This is a genomic window from Endozoicomonas sp. SCSIO W0465 (genome assembly GCF_023716865.1).
Lineage (GTDB): Bacteria > Pseudomonadota > Gammaproteobacteria > Pseudomonadales > Endozoicomonadaceae > Endozoicomonas.
In genome coordinates this window covers 265,551-283,874 of sequence record NZ_CP092417.1, presented here as the reverse complement: position 1 = coordinate 283,874, position 18,324 = coordinate 265,551, and the positions used below count along the sequence as shown (strand labels likewise).

General features: G+C 48.9%; 23 protein-coding genes and 1 pseudogene. 18 read left to right on the top strand and 6 right to left on the bottom strand.

The window, feature by feature from the left end; translation table 11 throughout:
- Positions 1–25 precede the first annotated feature (25 nt).
- From MJO57_RS01410 to MJO57_RS01385, 6 genes are all read left to right on the top strand, one after another.
- Positions 26–1,597: a long-chain fatty acid--CoA ligase gene (locus MJO57_RS01410; protein ID WP_252022302.1), complete on the top strand. Its 1,572-nt coding sequence runs from the start codon at positions 26–28 to the stop codon at positions 1,595–1,597.
- Complete coding sequence (locus tag MJO57_RS01405) at positions 1,594–2,565, top strand: homeobox domain-containing protein (protein ID WP_252022300.1); 972 nt, start codon at positions 1,594–1,596, stop codon at positions 2,563–2,565. The genes MJO57_RS01410 and MJO57_RS01405 overlap by 4 nt, the downstream gene beginning before the upstream one ends.
- A gap of 253 nt (positions 2,566–2,818) precedes the next feature.
- Entirely contained in the window at positions 2,819–3,316 is a 498-nt protein-coding gene (locus tag MJO57_RS01400) for a hypothetical protein (RefSeq protein ID WP_252022298.1), read from the top strand.
- Positions 3,317–3,480: 164 nt separating this feature from the next.
- Positions 3,481–3,636, top strand: coding sequence for a hypothetical protein (locus MJO57_RS01395; protein ID WP_252022296.1), 156 nt, complete (start codon positions 3,481–3,483; stop codon positions 3,634–3,636).
- Positions 3,637–3,657: 21 nt separating this feature from the next.
- On the top strand, positions 3,658–4,107 hold the full coding sequence (locus MJO57_RS01390) for a transposase (protein ID WP_252022294.1): 450 nt from the start codon (positions 3,658–3,660) through the stop codon (positions 4,105–4,107).
- Positions 4,108–4,192: 85 nt separating this feature from the next.
- Complete coding sequence (locus tag MJO57_RS01385) at positions 4,193–5,707, top strand: IS66 family transposase (RefSeq protein WP_252017330.1); 1,515 nt, start codon at positions 4,193–4,195, stop codon at positions 5,705–5,707.
- Here the strand turns inward: MJO57_RS01385 and MJO57_RS01380 are convergent.
- The 3 genes from MJO57_RS01380 to MJO57_RS01370 all read right to left on the bottom strand — a co-directional run bounded on the left by MJO57_RS01380 (position 5,674) and on the right by MJO57_RS01370 (position 8,015).
- Positions 5,674–6,240, bottom strand: coding sequence for a transposase (locus tag MJO57_RS01380; protein WP_252022292.1), 567 nt, complete (start codon positions 6,238–6,240; stop codon positions 5,674–5,676). The genes MJO57_RS01385 and MJO57_RS01380 overlap by 34 nt on opposite strands.
- Entirely contained in the window at positions 6,221–7,498 is a 1,278-nt protein-coding gene (locus tag MJO57_RS01375) for an IS4 family transposase (protein WP_256493129.1), read from the bottom strand. Before MJO57_RS01375 ends, MJO57_RS01380 begins: the two co-directional genes overlap by 20 nt.
- 136 nt (positions 7,499–7,634) lie before the next feature.
- Positions 7,635–8,015, bottom strand: a complete 381-nt coding sequence (locus MJO57_RS01370) for a DUF6444 domain-containing protein (protein WP_252022288.1) — start codon at positions 8,013–8,015, stop codon at positions 7,635–7,637.
- 74 nt (positions 8,016–8,089) lie between these two features.
- Here MJO57_RS01370 and MJO57_RS01365 point away from each other — a divergent pair, with 74 nt between their 5' ends.
- Entirely contained in the window at positions 8,090–8,401 is a 312-nt protein-coding gene (locus MJO57_RS01365; RefSeq protein ID WP_252019089.1) for a transposase, read from the top strand.
- Here the strand turns inward: MJO57_RS01365 and MJO57_RS01360 are convergent.
- The 3 genes from MJO57_RS01360 to MJO57_RS01350 are packed head-to-tail and all read right to left on the bottom strand — an operon-like array spanning position 8,368 to position 9,270.
- A complete protein-coding gene (locus MJO57_RS01360; protein WP_252022286.1) occupies positions 8,368–8,799 on the bottom strand; it encodes a hypothetical protein in 432 nt (143 codons plus the stop codon). The genes MJO57_RS01365 and MJO57_RS01360 overlap by 34 nt on opposite strands.
- Positions 8,796–9,110, bottom strand: a complete 315-nt coding sequence (locus tag MJO57_RS01355) for a hypothetical protein (RefSeq protein WP_252022284.1) — start codon at positions 9,108–9,110, stop codon at positions 8,796–8,798. The genes MJO57_RS01360 and MJO57_RS01355 overlap by 4 nt, the downstream gene beginning before the upstream one ends.
- Entirely contained in the window at positions 9,103–9,270 is a 168-nt protein-coding gene (locus MJO57_RS01350) for a hypothetical protein (protein ID WP_252022282.1), read from the bottom strand. The genes MJO57_RS01355 and MJO57_RS01350 overlap by 8 nt, the downstream gene beginning before the upstream one ends.
- 168 nt (positions 9,271–9,438) lie before the next feature.
- On the opposite strand from MJO57_RS01350, the gene MJO57_RS01345 reads away from it, so the two are divergent.
- The 11 genes and pseudogenes from MJO57_RS01345 (at position 9,439) to MJO57_RS01295 (ending at position 18,313) form a co-directional block, all read left to right on the top strand.
- Positions 9,439–10,068, top strand: coding sequence for a LexA family transcriptional regulator (locus tag MJO57_RS01345; RefSeq protein WP_252022281.1), 630 nt, complete (start codon positions 9,439–9,441; stop codon positions 10,066–10,068).
- A 417-nt stretch (positions 10,069–10,485) separates the two neighbouring features.
- Complete coding sequence (locus tag MJO57_RS01340) at positions 10,486–10,821, top strand: hypothetical protein (RefSeq protein ID WP_252022279.1); 336 nt, start codon at positions 10,486–10,488, stop codon at positions 10,819–10,821.
- Complete coding sequence (locus MJO57_RS01335) at positions 10,814–11,185, top strand: hypothetical protein (RefSeq protein WP_252022277.1); 372 nt, start codon at positions 10,814–10,816, stop codon at positions 11,183–11,185. The genes MJO57_RS01340 and MJO57_RS01335 overlap by 8 nt, the downstream gene beginning before the upstream one ends.
- Positions 11,160–12,011 (top strand): ERF family protein, encoded by an 852-nt coding sequence (locus MJO57_RS01330; RefSeq protein ID WP_252022275.1) that lies wholly within the window; start codon positions 11,160–11,162, stop codon positions 12,009–12,011. Before MJO57_RS01335 ends, MJO57_RS01330 begins: the two co-directional genes overlap by 26 nt.
- A 110-nt stretch (positions 12,012–12,121) precedes the next feature.
- On the top strand, positions 12,122–13,549 hold the full coding sequence (locus MJO57_RS01325; RefSeq protein ID WP_252021044.1) for an IS4 family transposase: 1,428 nt from the start codon (positions 12,122–12,124) through the stop codon (positions 13,547–13,549).
- Positions 13,546–14,436, top strand: coding sequence for a YqaJ viral recombinase family protein (locus tag MJO57_RS01320; RefSeq protein ID WP_252022273.1), 891 nt, complete (start codon positions 13,546–13,548; stop codon positions 14,434–14,436). The genes MJO57_RS01325 and MJO57_RS01320 overlap by 4 nt, the downstream gene beginning before the upstream one ends.
- 63 nt (positions 14,437–14,499) lie before the next feature.
- The gene (gene rdgC / locus MJO57_RS01315) at positions 14,500–15,081 is read left to right on the top strand and encodes a recombination-associated protein RdgC (RefSeq protein ID WP_252022271.1); all 582 of its coding nucleotides are present in this window, start codon (positions 14,500–14,502) and stop codon (positions 15,079–15,081) included.
- Between the two features lie 48 nt (positions 15,082–15,129).
- Positions 15,130–16,647 (top strand): IS1182 family transposase, encoded by a 1,518-nt coding sequence (locus MJO57_RS01310; RefSeq protein ID WP_252017502.1) that lies wholly within the window; start codon positions 15,130–15,132, stop codon positions 16,645–16,647.
- A 137-nt stretch (positions 16,648–16,784) separates the two neighbouring features.
- Positions 16,785–17,102, top strand: a pseudogene (gene rdgC, locus MJO57_RS01305) (recombination-associated protein RdgC); the annotation flags it as partial.
- A 12-nt stretch (positions 17,103–17,114) separates the two neighbouring features.
- Positions 17,115–17,633: a single-stranded DNA-binding protein gene (gene ssb / locus MJO57_RS01300; RefSeq protein ID WP_252022269.1), complete on the top strand. Its 519-nt coding sequence runs from the start codon at positions 17,115–17,117 to the stop codon at positions 17,631–17,633.
- A gap of 11 nt (positions 17,634–17,644) precedes the next feature.
- Entirely contained in the window at positions 17,645–18,313 is a 669-nt protein-coding gene (locus MJO57_RS01295) for a hypothetical protein (protein WP_252022267.1), read from the top strand.
- Positions 18,314–18,324: the final 11 nt, after the last annotated feature.

Sequence of the window (18,324 nt, the reverse complement as noted above, 5' to 3'; positions counted from 1 at the left end):
GTATTCTTTTTAGAGTGATGGTTTTATGTCCAATCTTGCTGATTTCCTTTATCGGAGCGCTGCTGTCTATCCTGATAAAGTCGCTGTGGTGTACGGTGACCTGCAGATCAGTTATCAGGCATTAAAAGAGGCAGCTGCCAGTATCGGTAAAGGACTGCAACAACAGGGCATAAAACCCGGTGACCGGGTCGCCATGAGCTGCCCCAATATTCCCCAGTTCCTGATGGTGTATTACGGTATTCTTAGTGCCGGTGCCGTTGTGGTTCCCTTGAATATTTTATTGAAGCCGAAGGAAATTGCTTACCACCTGACAGACAGCCAGGCCGTTGCCTTTCTGTGTTTTGAAGGGTCAAGTGAGCTGCCACTGGGGCAGTTCGGACTGGAAGCTTTTCAGCAGGTGAGCCACTGTGAGCACTTTTTTGTGATTACAGCAGACCCGGAAAAGGAAGTGTGGAAAGGTCAGTCCACCTTATCGGTACTTTTATCAGCGGGTTCACTGAAAATGCCACAGGATAAAACTGCCGATGATACCGCGACGATTATCTATACCTCCGGGACCACCGGTCGACCAAAAGGGGCAGAACTGACTCATCATAATCTGTCGATGAACGCGCTGATCCTTACGTCCATGCTAGCGACTGATGTCAGTGATACCCACCTGGTGGTGCTGCCGTTATTTCATATTTTTGCTCAGACGGTGCACATGCTTCATGCGGTGGCGTCTGCCTCCACAATGGTATTAATGGCTCGTTTTGAGGCAACGAAAACACTGGAAATGCTGGTACAGGAGAAGATTTCATTTTTTGCTGGTGTACCCACCATGTACATTGCCTTGAATGGTGCTGAGGCTGAGTTGACTGAGGCTGACCGGCACATCATTTCTGATCGGCTCAGGCTCTGTATCAGTGGTGGAGGCCCTATGCCAGTGGAAGTTATGAAGACATTTGAGGGTAATTTTAAGGTAGCCATTCTTGAAGGGTATGGACTGTCAGAGACGTCACCGGTGGCCTGTTTCAACACGCTGGATCAGGAACGTATAGCCGGCTCCATCGGGCGTCCTGTTCCCGGTGTCGCATTGAAAGTGGTTGGTAATGAAGGGCAATCGCTGTCTTTTGGTCAGGATGGAGAGCTGGCCATTCGTGGCCATAACGTGATGAAAGGGTATTTCAACAAGCCTGAACAGACCGCAGAGGTGATGAAAGATGGCTGGTTCTATACGGGGGACATCGCTCGTCGGGATGAAGCAGGCAACTACTATATTGTTGACCGTAAGAAAGACCTGATTATTCGTGGCGGCTTTAATGTTTATCCCAGGGAAGTGGAAGAGGTTCTACTGGCACACCCTGACATTATCCAGGCGGCAGTCATTGGCGTACCGGATGATTACTATGTTGAAGAGATTCTGGCATGTCTGATTCTCCATGAAGGTTGTGAACTATCCCCTGAACTGTTTAAAACCTGGGCACGGCAGCAACTGGGGGATTATAAATACCCGAGATATGTTCGGATTTTTCAGGAATTTCCACTCAGCGCCACGGGAAAAATTTTAAAAAGGGAGTTACGAGACATGCTCAGAAAAGAGGGGTTGCGAAAGTGAATGTTGATCACAGTGGAGCACATAGTGGAGCAGCGGGGTGCCCGCAAAGTACAGCAAGCTCATGCGAATTGGCTCATTTCTTTTCCAGCCCTGCGCAGGGAAGTGGTGCTTTCTGGCATCAGCAGGCTCTGAAGGTCAATCTCCCCGGTCCCGGCTTCTCAGCGCAAACTGTTGTGGGTATGGGGAATATGAATGTCAGTAGCGGCCATGACACGCCTGAGAGCACTATGTTGTCGCAAAGGTGTTCAGCATTACTTGCCAGCCCATATACCTATATCCAGAGTTCTGAATTGCGTAGTCATGGTAAAGCGGATGAGCCAGTGGCCAGGGAAGAAAACACAGGGCGTGAGTCAGTAGACAGGAGGAGACAGCTCCTGTCAGCTCATCAGAAACATGAGCTTTTGAAGGTTTTCAGAAGGAATGGATATCTTACAAAAAAGCAAAAATCGGATCTGGCAACTCATCTTGGAATGACTGAAAAACAGGTTGGAGTATGGTTTCAAAATCAACGCCAGAAGGAGAAGAGTGTAGAAAAAATGGTCAAGCAGGACTTGACCACCGGAATTGATAATGGAAATGGCCCAACGTTTTCATTACCAGCTGATTTCACACCGCCAACAATACCAAAGTCAGTAGTCAGTACGCTCCCTGCTCTTAAACCAAAACCGGATAAAGACAGTGGTATTTACAATGCCGCCACTCAGGGTATTGTTGGTGCCGGATTCACAGAAGAAGCCACGATCTCAAACTGGATGAGGTATAGTAAGAACATTCATATTAGCTATTTACCAAACCATACCGGTTATCTTCCTGCCAGTGAAGCGGCTGTTCCCCCTGTTTCTGAGAAGAAATGCTATCAGTTATCTGTGGAGGGGCGACAGGTCGTAATGTGTGAAGCAACTTCTCCTATCATGGCATTGAATATAATGATGGGAAAACTTGCAGGTACTGGCGAGAGCAGTATGTAGTTTACTGTTCAGCCTCACCATAAATTCTCTGGACTTTTTGTGATTTTCTACCATTCTGCATTACACATTTCCTCAACCTTACGTTTAACCTGTTTCGAAAAGTAGACTCAGCACTATTGACGGATGGGGCTTTGAACGGGGAACTCTGAACTCAGGTGCCTGACTTGAAGCGTGTTGCCGTGAACGACGTGAACGAAAAGAAAAGGCCACTAAAACCGCTAATTACCTGTCAGAGAAATAAGGATACGAAGCCATGAACGCCATGGGTATTCTGCTGACTGCTACCGGCGCTACTGAGCCATTACCGGACGACAATAACCGAAAGCGCTATTTCTCCGGACATAGGGTTCACCCTGTTGACAGGGAAAACAGGCAAGCTCGGGAGGATTCAACAGAGCAGTTTGGCGAATCGAAACGGCCGCCGAAAAAACGGAGGTGTCGGCAACGGGTGAATACCCGAGAGGCTGGCACATCAGCATTGACTGAGCGGGCTGCAACTTTCTCAATGGTCGAGCATGAAGTCAGTGCCTCACACCCTGCGGTTATTGTCCACCCGCAGCCAATGGAGATTGACCCGGATGATGATTCCTCTTCATTTTCTGCCGAACACCCGACAGGGCGACCTGAATCGTCAGGTATAGATTGGGAGCCAGATTACAGCGAAATCATCCCAAAGTTCTCTCCCACTAATCAACATCAGATAATTCCATCCCTGAATCACCCGGACGTCAAAACTGTACTCTTAGGGTAGACATTAAGCTCAAAAAAGGTTCGTTTCCGGCGGCAGAACCCACCTTGAACAGCCACAATAAAGCTTCGAAACCATTATCAATGGCTGAACAAGATGAGTACTGCAAATAGTAGATTAGTTGAAAAAAACTGTTGACCTGTTTCGACCGGTCAGAACTCCTAAGTATGGCGGAACAGCTTGGTTTTACTATACGACAGCGAGATATCCGTCCTTTGGATTTTATCCTCTCACTGATCGATGCCCTCGCTGGTGATGGAAACTGCGATACCCAGGCGGATCTACACCGTAAATTTAACGACTCAAGTTACGCACCTTGCTGAAAATCAGCCATTATTGGTGGCATGAAAAATGATCTCATAGAACTTTATTCTGACTACCTGTTGTCGTCGTCTGGGAAGACCACTGCAACGGGAGTGTCAGAGCTTTTGGATAATGTCTACAGTCATGACCAATTCACCCGATTGCTTTCAAACAATGAGTTTACCAGTCGTGACTTATGGCTTTACGTTAAACCCGTCGTGCGACAGGTTGAGTGCAGTGATGGGGTTTTGATCTTTGACGATACGATTCAGGAAAAGCAGTTCAGCAAAGAGAATGCCCTGAACACCTGGCATTTTGATCATACAAAAAATCGCACCGTGAAAGGTATAAATCTGCTCAATGCACACTACCATGCCGGAGATGCGTCGATTCCTGTCGCCTATAAATTGATCGAGAAAACCATCCTGTACACCGACTTGAAGACAAAAAAGGTAAGACGATATGCAGAGCAAACCAAAAATGAAATGTAACTGTTCAGCACCCCCACATAAATCTGGAATTTTCTGATTTTTATACCATCCTCTTAAGCACCATTTTTCCACAATATTCGCCAGCATGATTCCAGAACTACCCGCAACTATGTCGGCTGAGATTCTCTTGAAAGAGAATGCAGAGCTGCGGATGAGAGTTGCCTGTCTGGAAGAGCGATGTCGAGAATTGGAAGAAAAGGTTGGCAAGAACAGTCAAAACAGCAGCAAGCCGCCATCGTCTGATGGTTATCAAAAACCTTGTAAAAACAGTAATTCTCCAGATCATTCTGACGACCTTTCCGCAGATAAAGGTACCGATCCATCGGATGAAAAACCCAATCCTAAAAGTCTGAGACAGTCTTCTGGTAATAAAGCCGGTGGAAAGAAAGGGCATCAGGGCACTTGTCTTAAACAGGTCGATATCCCTGACTATATTGAGTACCTTCCGGTTAAAGAATGCAATAAATGTCAGGCGTCTCTTCTTGATAGTGAGCCGGTCAAATATATTGAACGACAGGTGTTTGAACCAGGGAGACCGGGTGAATTTGAAGTAACGGCCCATAGAGCTGAAGTAAAAATCTGCACTTGTGGTTGTCGGAATCAGGCTGAATTCCCGGAAGGTGTTACCGCTGCCGCACAATATGGCTCAGCCACACAGGCTATGGCCGTCTATCTTAACCAATACCATTTCCTGCCTTTTAAGCGCGTGTCAGAGTATTTTAATACTCTCTATAAAATGAGTGTAAGTGCAGGCACTGTCGCCAATTTTGTGGCCAGAACCTATGAAAATCTGGCTTCTACTGAAGAGGTTATTCGTGACGCCTTGCGGGAATCGTCTGTTGCCGGAGCCGATGAAACGGGTATGCGGGCCGAGGGCTCTTTGCACTGGCTACACGTTATGCGGGATGAACAATGGACGCTCTACTACTTGTCTGAAAAGCGAGGTCGTGAGGCCATGGACACGATGGGCATACTGCTAACATTTGCAGGCGTTCTGGTTCATGATCATTGGAAATCCTATTTTGCATATGCGGCAACTCACGTACTTTGCAATGCCCATCACCTGAGGGAGCTTTTGGGTGTTGTTGATAGGGACAGCAATCAACTGGCGTTGCGATTGATGAAGCTACTGAGGCTTTCCTGGCATTACTGCAAGGGCTTTAAGACCATAGGTATGCTACAGATGCCAAGTGTTGTCTGTGAACGAATCGAGAAGATTTATGACCGGTTGCTTCAGCGGGCTCTAATGAAAGAAGTCGTCTATATGGAGAAGCAACGAGAGGAGCTTAAGCGCAAGAAAGTCAAGAATACTAAAGCTTACAATCTCTTCAAACGACTCACTGAGTTCAAGGCTGAGACACTGCGCTTCATGTCAGATTTTACCATTCCCTTCGATAACAATGGCAGTGAGCGGGATGTTCGAATGGCCAAGTTAAAGCAGAAAATCTCAGGCTGCTTCAGGAGTGCAGACGGTGGTTCTATGTTTGCACGGATTCGCAGCTATTTGTCGTCTGCCAGAAAACAGGGAATGGACATATATCAATCACTTCATAGAGCTGTTCGGAATTACTGTAATATGCCTTTGCTCAGTGCTGAATAGTTACGACCTCGCTTTTCAGACAAGTAGTAGAGCGTCCATTGTTCATCCCGCATAACGTGTAGCCAGTGCAAAGAGCCCTCGGCCCGCATACCCGTTTCATCGGCTCCGGCAACAGACGATTCCCGCAAGGCGTCACGAATAACCTCTTCAGTAGAAGCCAGATTTTCATAGGTTCTGGCCACAAAATTGGCGACAGTGCCTGCACTTACACTCATTTTATAGAGAGTATTAAAATACTCTGACACGCGCTTAAAAGGCAGGAAATGGTATTGGTTAAGATAGACGGCCATAGCCTGTGTGGCTGAGCCATATTGTGCGGCAGCGGTAACACCTTCCGGGAATTCAGCCTGATTCCGACAACCACAAGTGCAGATTTTTACTTCAGCTCTATGGGCCGTTACTTCAAATTCACCCGGTCTCCCTGGTTCAAACACCTGTCGTTCAATATATTTGACCGGCTCACTATCAAGAAGAGACGCCTGACATTTATTGCATTCTTTCTTAAGGTAGACATTAAGCTCCACCCACTGCACAGAAGCCTAATCTTGTACGCCCTGAACAACCATCCCGTGCAGGGTGTTCTCGTTTCGCATTATTTCGCCAGAAGTCCAGTAGCTTTTTAATGCATGAGACCAATGACTTTCCTGCATTTATCAACGATGAAATCACATTACCAAACAGGTGAGTCCCACTTTTCATCACCTTGTGCGTCGAGATTTCCTCAATGCTCCCACTTTCACAGAGGTTCGCCTGTGCAGCATGGGCAAGGTACCTTTTCAACGTCACAACCACAAAGGACATCAGAATCAGGCTAAACACCAGTGTCGCTGATTTGGTGCTAAAACGATGCCACCCTGAATAGGATTTGATCTCTTTGAAAATCAGCTCTATCTGCCACCGTAGACGATAGGCCTGGAGCACATCACTCAAGGTGAACTCCACCCGGTTCAGGTTGGTCACAACGAAAACCCACTTCTGTTTTTTGTCATTCCAGCGGACAACCAAGCGGAATGGCCAGGCTTTGAATCCCGGCCATTCTACATCCAGGTCGAGGCACTGGTCTTTGGGGAAGCCAGACAGTACATCCTTCAGTTTTTGTCCTTTGTAGCGATTGAGATTCTTGCCATCCTCCCGTACCGCGCTGAGTATCGTCGGGTTGATACTCTGAGGTGCCTTGCAGATAAAAGAACCCTCCCTGTCATCAATAGCGGCAAAGAGTTCCAGCTCAAAATAACCGGCATCCATTAGCATCAGGATATAGGCCATGGATGTTGGCAGTGGTGGCAGACAGTCTCTTTCTGAACGGGTATCTTCAGTCAGCTGCACCCGCACCAGGTTGTTGGTGAGAAGATCCATTGTCGTATGAAGCTCGACGGCAGCAGGACTGACCGTTGAGAACCTGCCGGGAAATGCTTCTTTCAGGGCATCATAGACAGCTTGTGACGAACCGTCCTGAATCAGAATGTGCTCAAACTCTGAAAATGGACTGTCTTCATCAAACGCCATGACTTTGCGGGAAAATATTTCCAGACACTGCACCCATAGCCACAGGATAAGAGTAGGCAGCGCGTCCTTTTTAGCTTGATTTGCCCGAGAACGATAAGAGACATTCAGCCCCGTCAACTCGTTAAATTTACGGTGTAGATCCGCCTGGGTATCGCAGTTTCCATCACCAGCGAGGGCATCGATCAGTGAGAGGATAAAATCCAAAGGACGGATATCTCGATGTCGTATAGTAAAACCAAGCTGTTCCGCCATACTTAGGAGTTCTGACCGGTCGAAACAGGTCAACAGTTTTTTTCAACTAATCTACTATTTGCAGTACTCATCTTGTTCAGCCATTGATAATGGTTTCGAAGCTTTATTGTGGCTGTTCAAGGTGGGTTCTGCCGCCGGAAACGAACCTTTTTTGAGCTTAATGTCTACCCTAAGTGCATTCTTTAACCGGAAGGTACTCAATATAGTCAGGGATATCGACCTGTTTAAGACAAGTGCCCTGATGCCCTTTCTTTCCACCGGCTTTATTACCAGAAGACTGTCTCAGACTTTTAGGATTGGGTTTTTCATCCGATGGATCGGTACCTTTATCTGCGGAAAGGTCGTCAGAATGATCTGGAGAATTACTGTTTTTACAAGGTTTTTGATAACCATCAGACGATGGCGGCTTGCTGCTGTTTTGACTGTTCTTGCCAACCTTTTCTTCCAATTCTCGACATCGCTCTTCCAGACAGGCAACTCTCATCCGCAGCTCTGCATTCTCTTTCAAGAGAATCTCAGCCGACATAGTTGCGGGTAGTTCTGGAATCATGCTGGCGAATATTGTGGAAAAATGGTGCTTAAGAGGATGGTATAAAAATCAGAAAATTCCAGATTTATGTGGGGGTGCTGAACAGTTACAAGAATACTAAAGCTTACAATCTCTTCAAACGACTCACTGAGTTCAAGGCTGAGACACTGCGCTTCATGTCAGATTTTACCATTCCCTTCGATAACAATGGCAGTGAGCGGGATGTTCGAATGGCCAAGTTAAAGCAGAAAATCTCAGGCTGCTTCAGGAGTGCAGACGGTGGTTCTATGTTTGCACGGATTCGCAGCTATTTGTCGTCTGCCAGAAAACAGGGAATGGACATATATCAATCACTTCATAGAGCTGTTCGGAATTACTGTAATATGCCTTTGCTCAGTGCTGAATAGTTACGCTTATCCAGCACCCGCTGAACCACCGGCACCGCCTCCGGCAGCAACATCGGCAGGGTGTCCGGCAGCTCCGTCAATGCCCGAAGTCGGGCAATGATCTGCTTCTGATTAACGGTCGGGTTATGCTCCATAAACCGATTGATGCACAGGTAGTCTCCCCGTTCGGAGAGTGTTAGAAAGTTGTTAGAAACCAGTTCGTCCAGAGCCTTCTGAACCGCCGACCGATCCCAGCACAGGTCATCGGCCATATAGCCCCTGGTCAATTTGAAGATACCGATCAGGTTGCCATGCCGGTTGGTCAGCAGATACAGGGCCATCAGCTTGGCCCTGTCCAACATGGGCTGGATATCATCACTGACCCAGAACCCGGAGGACACCTTGCCAAAGTCCTTCATCGCTCACCTCCCTTTACGGGGAAATAACGGTCAGCCTGATTTCTCTGTTGCTGGTATTTCTGGTTGGTGTGCATCCAGCCATCCAGGAATTTCTTCACACCAGAGGCATCAGACGGGGCGGCAAATTCATTGAGCATGTAGTGGAAAGCACTGACCATTTCCCGATCCAGATCAATATCCGGATGCCTGGCTTTAAGAGTCAGATAGACCTCCTGATCCAGCGACTGATTTGGCCGGTCACTTAATGGCCACTCAATTTCCACAGCGCATTGCGGGTTGGGATTAATGCCCTGTTCAATCGGGTCAATCATGGGCTACCTCCTGTTTCAGGTGCTGGTCGCTATCATCAGCCCAGGGGCAATGGCCATACCGGGAAACGGAGATAACAGGTTTGGTCGTTTTCAGGCCGCAGGCTTTACGGGGTAATTGCAGGTACTGCCGGGGAGTAGAGGGTACACAGATACTGTTCACACTCGAATTTCCTTTTCTGTTTTATTTCTTGCAATAGTTCACAGTCGTGAACTAAAAAGAAGAATAACCAGTAACCGTGGACCCTGTAAACTATTTCCCCCTGTGAAACTGTTTCACACCCGTGTTAATTTTTTATTCAGGAATGGAGAGAAACAAAGGTAAGGCAGTGTGAACTGGTTAGACCGAGTTAAAGACAAAATGGTGGAACTGAACCTGAAAGACGCCGATGTCGTTCGGCAAATCGGGTGCAGCAAGGGAGCCTTCAGTATGTGGTTAAGCGGTCAGCGGTCGCCTAACTACAAGTACCGATCGCAAATTGCCAACGTTCTTGGGGTTAGTATTGAATGGCTGGATACCGGAGAAGACAAACCCGATCCGTCAAAGCTGCCCTATATCAGTCTTGAAGAAACCAATGCTTTTCTGGATGAACTGGAAGAAAAAAGCCGGATCGCCCACCGGGATTCCGGTATACGTCTGGTTGAATCAGATGGCGACAGCTTTCTGGTAACCATGAACAATGACTCCATGATCGAACCGATGAATGCAGAGCGAACCCACGTTCCTGTGGGCAGCACCATTCAGATTGACCGGGACCGGAAACCCCAAAGCGGCAATATCATCCTGATCCACCATAACAACGAATTGAAACTGCGGATCTGGCAACAGCTGGGTAAAGACCTGCACCGGCTGAAGGTAATCAACCCCCACTACCAGGACACCCTTAACATTGAATATCATGGTGACCTGAAAGAGATCTTCAAAGGCACCGCCGTGGCCTGCCGGACTTCACTGGTCTAATGGCCAGCCAACCCAGAATCCCCGGCCGCTGTTACAGCGGCCATAAACATTCAACCTGTCATTCTCTCACATCAGCCCGGGGCCGGGCATCGCAGTAGAGTTTTGTCAGGTTATGAAAATGCTGCACCGATAAACCGTATCACCTGCCCCTTCGGCGCTTCGTTCACCAATGTGAAGACTGCCGCCCTCTCTTTTGCGGTTTCCATATCTGCCTGTAAACCACCTTGCAAGGGTTTAATCCACTACAGCATCCCATCCATGGATTTAGAAACCTTCTCTACCCCCTCTGCCAAAGTCCATCTATCCAATCTATTGAAGAAATAAAACTGATAGAAAAATAAAATAGTGTTCCCCCTTGTGAACACCTAGTTCACAATTTATAAAATATGTAGAAATTTTAAATAGAAAGGCAAACCAATGGACGCAGTACGACTCGATCCCTATGGCACCCTCCGTGCCGCTGACCACAAAGAAGCCCTTGCGGAGTTTATCGAATCCGAGCTGGAACGGATCGAAACCGGCTTCCAGGAACGGCTGGAATCACAACAGTGCATCGTCATCAGCGGTATGGGCGTTCTGAACCTGCCCGATTTCCTGAAGCTGCTCACCACGGAAGAATTCCACCCATTGCAGGGTTACCGCTGGCTGGCGGTTCAGGACCTGCGCCATCAATGCGACCACATCAAAGGCTCCCGCCTCTCTGGCCGGGACATCATCCACTATGCCAGGCAGAGAGGTTATTGCAATGGCTGACCCAATAAACAACAGCAACCGACTGGAGGAACCGGTGGTCACCGGTATCAGCGACTGGCTGAACATCAATCAGTACACCTATGACTACGGCAAGGTCTGCATCCTGAAAGATCGCATTGCCAAAAAAATCACACCGGATATGACGGTTCTCCAGATTTATCGAGTCATTAGGGATGAAATTGCCGCATGGCGTAATGACCCGAAAACCAGTGATGCCGTGATCGTTGATTTCCGTGCCTGGTGTGAACTGCACCGTTCATTATCCAACGCACTGGAGAAAAGTTTCCGTATGGAAATTGCCGATCAGGTGCTGGCCGTCAGAAACCGAATTATCACCGATGAGGCTCGCCGCCATGCCCGCTAAAAAGAAAGAACAACAACGACTGCCGGAGGATGCCACTCCTATGGTGGTTCCCGATACCAGGGCGATTAGCGACGTTGGTCTGTTGCTCAATATAGCACTGGAAAAGGGCTCCAGTATCGAGACTCTGGAACGGGTGATGAAACTCTACGAACAGGGTCAGGAGATCCTGGCAAAGCAACAGTTTAACCACGCCTTTGCCGCTTTTCAGAAAGAGCTGCCTGCGGTCAAAAAGAGCAAAAAGACCAGCTTCACCACCAGTAAAGGCGGCATGATGTCATACACCTATGCCTCCATGGATGATGTGGTGCAAGCGGTACAACCTGTGCTGCACAAGTTTGGCCTGAGCTACTGGTTTGAACAGTCGCAGGAACAGGTACAGACACAGCAGGAAGTAGAACAGCAACACGGCATCATAGAAACACGACCCGTGACGGTTACCGTTATCACGATCACCTGTCATCTGGGCCATGTATCCGGTCACGCTATCAGCAATACCGTATCTGGCCCCGTGGACGCCAGCGGCAGGAAAAATCCGATCCAGCAAATGTCGTCTGCTGTCACCTACCTGAAGCGGATCGCCCTGGTAGGCATTCTTGGCGCGGCCTGCACCGATGAAGATGTAGACGGCTATGCACCAGACGTGCCCACTGACAAACCTTCGGTATACCCGGACGAAGACTACCAGCGCAACCTGCCAGACTGGACAGCCCGTATCGAATCCGGTCGCAACACCGTGGAAGACATCATCATCAACGCCGAAAGCAGGGCCCCCCTTTCTCCCCAGCAGGTCCAGCACCTTCAATCCATCCAACAAGAAGGCCAATAAATGAAACTGATTAACGTCCAACAGGGCAGCCCTGAATGGCTGGCCCTGCGCCTGTCTCTTGATCACAAATAGCTACCTTGTTCTATCATTTCTCACTGATAAAACAGGTCATGCTTCCACTTTCTCCTAAACCATGGTCAGAACTAACTTTTGGATGTGCTGATTTGGGCGATACTCGACGTACAAAACGACTTGTCAAAGTTGCTGCCGAGCTTTCAGCTCATACCGGTAATTCTTTGTCATCTTCATGCGAAGGTTATACCGCACTGGTAACTGGAGCTTACCGGCTGATTGAGAATGAGGCCGTAAAGCCTGAAGCAATAGCTGAGGCAGGCTTTCAGGCAACTGCCAAAATAGCGAGACAGTCTCGCCTACTTCTGGCTCTCGAAGATACAACAACCCTGGGTTATAAACATGCTGTCAGATCCGAGCTTGGTGATCTTGGAGGTCCTGAAGGCTCTAAAACCAGAGGATTCCACGTCCACTCTGTCTTCTTGGTTGATGCGGATACAGAGCGAAGCATTGGGCTTATTGATCAAGAACGATGGGTTAGAGAGGACGTTCAGCGGGGGAAAAAGAACCAACGTCGTCAGCTACCTTACGAGGGAAAGGAAAGCTTTAAGTGGCAAAGAGCCTCTGAAAACACAGAACAAAGGATGGGGGGTAAAATGCCTGACATCATCAGTGTTTGCGACCGGGAGGCGGATATATACGAATATATGCACTACAAACTGGATAACCGACAGCGGTTTGTTGTAAGAGCTACACAAAACAGAATCCTGGTGGATGGCGAACTCTTATTATTTGATTCCTTAGCTCAGACTGAAGTGTTGGGGAAATATACGATAGTGGTTCCTCAAAAAGGAGGTAGAAAGAAGCGAAAGGCAACGCTGCAGGTCAAAAGAAAGAAGATGACAATACAGGCGCCGCAAAGGCCAGGCGGCAGGCCGGAACCGGTAACTATGAATATTGTGTCGGCTGAAGAGATTGGCAATGACTCCGAAGACCGTTTGCACTGGGTACTATTGACAACTGAAGATATTGAAACATTCGAATACTGTCGCTCTATCATTCGATTTTACGAGCTCCGATGGCGAATAGAAGAGTTCCATAAGGCTTGGAAATCGGGAGCAGGAGTAGAAAGGCTTCGTCTGCAATCTCCGGATAACATTGAACGACTTGCGGTCATATTAATGTTTGTCGCTGTCAGACTAATGCAAATCCGTGAAGCATTAATGTTACCGAATGACAGGCAGCACAAAGACAGAAAGCTTTGGAGTGAAAAAACACTCGCGAATGAGGTGGTCAGTGATGATGAATGGCAGGTTCTCTGGCTAACCTATGAAAAAAAAGCGTTGCCCGATAAGCCGCCAACAGTCACTTGGCTGCTTCAAACGATTGCTCGGCTTGGTGGTTGGGGTGATTCAAAGCATACAGGGCAGCCCGGCTGGTTAGTGGTATGGGAAGGCTGGGCGAAATTGCAGGATCGGGTAAAAACCTGGCAGATAGCCCGGCAGTTCAGCGCTGGAGAGATGTGATCAAGAGTCAGGCCCTGCGCCGGGAACACTTCACCGCCAGTGAAGCCCCGGCCATGATGGGGGACAGCCCCTTTACTTCCCGTGACCAACTGATCTATCAGAAAGTCACCGGCTTTACCCCCGTGGTCACCCCCCAGCAGCAGCGCCGGTTCGACCAGGGACACGCCGCAGAAGCAGCAGCCCGTCCCATCATTGAAGAACAGGAAATGAAAACCCTGTTCCCGGTCACCGGTATCTGTAACGTGGAAGGCCTGCCACTGCTGGCCAGCTTCGACGGCCTTGATCTGGATCGGAAACTGATCTTTGAACACAAACTGTGGAACCAGAAAGTTGTCGCTCAAATCGAAGGGGAAGGTATTGAGCCTGCTTATTACTGGCAACTGGAGCAGCAGCTTCTGGTCAGTGGTCAGCAAGAGGCGCGGGCCATCTTTGTCTGTTCCGATGGTACCCGGGAAAACCTGCGCTGGGTCTATTACGAGTCCCACGACTACCGTCGTCAGGAACTGATCGAAGGCTGGCAGCAATTCCAGGCTGATCTGAAGCAAGCTAAGGCACTACACGAACAAGGAAAACTACCCAATCCTTACGCCGAGGCAGTCGTGCGTCATGACGACACCTTCCAGAAAGCTGAGCAGAGCTACCATCTTGCCCTGCAAACACTGAATGCGGCCAGGGCCCAAGCAGAGAAGGCCAAACAGGACCTGATAGACCTGACCGGTGGTGCCAAAACCAAAGGCAGCCAATTCCAGCTCTACCCCACCTACCGCAAAGGTAACGTGAAATGGCAGGACGCCTTCAAAGCCATGCTGCCAAAAGTCCCCATGAAAGACCTGGAACAATTCAAAGGCAAACCCTCCACAGTCTGGACGGTAAAACCACTGAACTGATCCACAGGCTGGCCACCTGCTCTGTAAAGCAGCCAACCAATAACAATAAAAAGGAAACGCAATATGTGGTTCAAAAACCTCAACGTCTATCGATTTAACGAACCCTTCACCCCAACCGGCGAAATGCTGGAGGCAAAACTGCAAGAGGCCACCTTCCACCGCTGCGGTGCCCACGATATGTCCAGCTACGGATTTATCTCCGCCCTTGGAGCGAAAACCAAAGCCCTGGTTCACCAGAACAACGGCTGCATACTGATCCGCACCCGAAAAGAAGAAAAGTTTCTGCCGGCGGAAGTCATCAAGGAAAAACTGGCCGAAAAAATCGAGCAGATTGAGGAAGAGCAGGACCGGCAAGTATTTGCCAAGGAAAAGAAAGCGCTCAAGGATGACATTATTCGGGAGCTTCTGCCCCAGGCATTTACCCGCAGCAAATACACCCAGGCCTACATTGACCTGGTCACCGGCCTGCTGATAGTCAACGGATCCGCCAAACAGGCAGAGGAACTGACCAGCAAACTCCGTGAAGCCTTGGGCAGCTTGCCGATCTCGATACCCTATAACCGGATGCCCTGCGATGTTATGCACGGCTGGCTTGATACCGGCGAGCCACCTGGCCCCCTAGGAGGCTGTCCGAGAATAGCCTGATTAAGTATAATCAGGCATCTTCTGCCCACTTTATTGTTGCCGAAACGGATGTCATCAATCAAATTCAAAGATAACCCTGCTGATTTTGACCAGCACCTGATGTTCCCATCGAACATCTTCGACCTGCTGCCACCAGATCATGATTGCTTCGTTTTTGAAGATATCTTCAAGCATATCGACACCTCTGAAGTGGAAAAGCAGTATCACCATCTTGGCCAGAATGCCTACCACCCACGACTGATTATATCGATCCTGATCTATGCCTATAGCCATGGTGTGTTCAGCTCCAGGGAGATTGAACGGCGCTGCAATCAGGACTTGGCTTTCATGTATATCGCCAAACAGCACTGCCCAAATTTCCGGGTGCTCAGTGACTTTCGTAAAAACCAGGCCACCTTTTTTAAAAGCAGTTTCAAACAGAGCGTGCTGCTCGCCCGGGAACTACAGATGGCCTCGCTGGGCCACATCGCTCTTGATGGTTCCAAATTCAAAGCCGACTCATCAAAGCATAAGGCCATGAGCTACGCACGACTTAAGGCCAAAGAAGCTGAATTAATGGCTGAAGTTGAGGCCCTGATTAAAAAAGCCGAAACCAGTGACAGTGAAGAGGACGATGCTTATCAGCAGGAGACTGGCTACAGCATTCCTGAAGACTTGCAATTCAAGCAGGAACGGTTAGAGAAAATCCAGGAGGCCAAAAAAGCGCTTGAAGAACGGGAACAGGCCCTGAATCCCGATAAGCCGATAGACGACAAAAAGCAAATCAGCTTTGCTGATCATGATGCCAGGATCATGGGTAAAAAAGGCAGTGGCTATCAGTACAGTTATAACGCCCAGATCAGCGTCGACAGCGATAATGGTATCATTGTTGGCCAGCACATCAGCCAGCATGCCAATGACAAGCAGGAAGTAAAGCCTGCACTTGAAGCCATTGCAGAAGCAACAGATAACGCGTCCATTGGCAAAATGAGTGAGGATAATGGCTATTACTCAGGGCCCAACCTGCAAGCGTTTGATGATGCGAACATTGACGCTTACATGGCTACGGATCGACAGGAGAAGCCTGCAACAGAGGGACTGGAAGACTCTGACAGAAAGTTTGTCAAAGCGGATTTTATTTACCATGAAGCAGACGACAGCTTTACCTGCCCTGCCGGTGAGAAGCTGATTTATAACACGGCTAGCAAAGCAAAACACAAAAGCTACCGCGTCAGTAAAGATATCTGCCGGGATTGCCCGTTACGTAAAAGGTGCAGTGGTGACAACAAAGACCCGGGGAAAGTGATTCGCACAGACCGCCACGAAGCCATACGCCAGGCGATGAACCGCAAAATGGAAACCAAAGAGGCCAAAGCGGTTTATGAGCGTCGCAAGGTGATTGCGGAACCGCCTTTTGGCCAAATCAAGAACTCAGGATTCAGAGGGTTCAGTGTCCGGGGTAAGGAAAAAGTGGCTGGAGAATTTTCACTGGTCTGCAGTGCTTATAATTTCAAAAAAATTGTCAAATCGGTTTCAACGGGATCAATCCGTCTTGAAGAAGCAAAAAGGCTTAAAATGGCAGCATAAAGGCAAGCAAAAGGGTAAAAAACGCAATTTTTACCCCAAAACAGGCTAAATTTAGGTCAATATTTGATCAGCCAAGAAAATGCTGAAGCTTTCGTTTTTTCAATAGCTAGTTCTCGGACAGCCTCCTAGTCTTCGGCGATGTCTGCGAACTGCGGGAACCCGGTGACGAAGGCGGCCAGCTCAAAGCGAAACAGATGGACCTGACCAGCCAGCCCATCCACAACCATCTGGACGATATGCTGGTATCTGCCCTGATGCTCACCTGGCAAGACGCCATCACCTTCACCCTGAAAGAAGACCTGCGCCTCACTGGCGTAACCATGACCGATATTTTGCAGGCCGAACGGGACACTGTAGAGACCAACAGCAAAGTAGAAGCACTGGACGCCGACTTTGCGCTGATGTCCCTCACCTTCCGCAAATTCTTACCCCAACTCATCAGCTACCTGAACTGAAGGAGAATCCTAATGAGCAGAGGCATTAATAAAGTCATCCTGATTGGCAACGTGGGCAATGACCCCGACGTCCGTTTTAAACCGGACGGCGCTCCCATTGCCAACCTGTCCATCGCCACCAGTGAAAAATGGCTGGATAAACAGTCCGGCCAGCAACGGGAAAAAACCGAGTGGCACCGCGTTGTGATCTTCGGCAAGACCGCCGAAATTGCCCAGCAGTACCTGAAGAAAGGCAGCAAGGTCTACATCGAAGGCAAGCTCCAGACTCGGAAGTGGCAGGCCAATGACGGAACGGACCGTTACACCACGGAAGTCATTGTTGACGGCTTCAACGGCCAGATGCAGATGCTGGACCGACCAGATGATCGATCAAACAACAGTGGAGCCCAGAACGGCTATCACACTCCACAACAACAGCCCGCCCAACATCAGCAGCAACCAAACCAGTACCAGCAGGCTCGTAACGGACAGCAACCTGCCCCCCAACCGCAGGCACAGTACGACCAATACGACCAGAACATCCCATTTTAAAGGAGACAGCCATGCTCACCATTGATCATCTGATGCTGGCCCGTGAAACCGAAGCCGAATTTAACAACGGCAACCTGGAACAGGCCGAAAAGCATCTTCATCAATTCCAGGCCCGGGTAAAAACGGCGATGGATTTTCATCAGCAGCGAGGCCATGGACTGGTACCCGATGACCAGCTGGTCAAAGCGGCTATTAGCGCCATTATGGCGCTCACCCTGCCAGACAATACAGACGATGAAACTCTTGCCGGACAGGGTGAAATGGTTGCCGCCTTTCTTATCCAGGAGTCGGAACGTCTGTTTATGGAAACGCCTGAAGTGTTTTCAGATCATGGAGCAAGATCTGCATCCCAGCCCGACTACCTCTCACTGGCTGACCTGTCGTTAGTGAAGAATATAAAAGTCAGGAAGGCCAGGGGCGAAAGCATCCATGATGAACTCAACCTGTTTAACCATAAAGTGAAGCAGGCTGAGAAGATTGTTCACGAAATGGATGGCAAGCCCATCAACCCGATGGATGTTTTAGTCGAAATGACGCTCATCATCGTCGCCATGACCGTTGGCTGTCATAACGACTTTTCCCATGACCAATCAATACTGGTAAACGGACTCTTACTGCAGCGACTGCGAACGAAGCGGCCCGATGTAACGCCGCCACTCCCGGATACCGTCAGCCACTGATCGCTCGCAAA

Bases quoted from the DNA above. Each gene is read 5' to 3' on its own strand.
- MJO57_RS01410 (WP_252022302.1), top strand. From the start codon at position 26: ATGTCCAATCTTGCTGATTTCCTTTATCGGAGCGCTGCTGTCTATCCT.
- MJO57_RS01400 (WP_252022298.1), top strand. From the start codon at position 2,819: ATGAACGCCATGGGTATTCTGCTGACTGCTACCGGCGCTACTGAGCCA.
- MJO57_RS01395 (WP_252022296.1), top strand. From the start codon at position 3,481: ATGGCGGAACAGCTTGGTTTTACTATACGACAGCGAGATATCCGTCCT.
- MJO57_RS01390 (WP_252022294.1), top strand. From the start codon at position 3,658: ATGAAAAATGATCTCATAGAACTTTATTCTGACTACCTGTTGTCGTCG.
- MJO57_RS01385 (WP_252017330.1), top strand. From the start codon at position 4,193: ATGATTCCAGAACTACCCGCAACTATGTCGGCTGAGATTCTCTTGAAA.
- MJO57_RS01370 (WP_252022288.1), bottom strand. From the start codon at position 8,015: ATGATTCCAGAACTACCCGCAACTATGTCGGCTGAGATTCTCTTGAAA.
- MJO57_RS01360 (WP_252022286.1), bottom strand. From the start codon at position 8,799: ATGAAGGACTTTGGCAAGGTGTCCTCCGGGTTCTGGGTCAGTGATGAT.
- MJO57_RS01355 (WP_252022284.1), bottom strand. From the start codon at position 9,110: ATGATTGACCCGATTGAACAGGGCATTAATCCCAACCCGCAATGCGCT.
- MJO57_RS01340 (WP_252022279.1), top strand. From the start codon at position 10,486: ATGGACGCAGTACGACTCGATCCCTATGGCACCCTCCGTGCCGCTGAC.
- MJO57_RS01335 (WP_252022277.1), top strand. From the start codon at position 10,814: ATGGCTGACCCAATAAACAACAGCAACCGACTGGAGGAACCGGTGGTC.
- MJO57_RS01330 (WP_252022275.1), top strand. From the start codon at position 11,160: ATGAGGCTCGCCGCCATGCCCGCTAAAAAGAAAGAACAACAACGACTG.
- MJO57_RS01325 (WP_252021044.1), top strand. From the start codon at position 12,122: ATGCTTCCACTTTCTCCTAAACCATGGTCAGAACTAACTTTTGGATGT.
- rdgC (WP_252022271.1), top strand. From the start codon at position 14,500: ATGTGGTTCAAAAACCTCAACGTCTATCGATTTAACGAACCCTTCACC.
- MJO57_RS01310 (WP_252017502.1), top strand. From the start codon at position 15,130: ATGTCATCAATCAAATTCAAAGATAACCCTGCTGATTTTGACCAGCAC.
- ssb (WP_252022269.1), top strand. From the start codon at position 17,115: ATGAGCAGAGGCATTAATAAAGTCATCCTGATTGGCAACGTGGGCAAT.
- MJO57_RS01295 (WP_252022267.1), top strand. From the start codon at position 17,645: ATGCTCACCATTGATCATCTGATGCTGGCCCGTGAAACCGAAGCCGAA.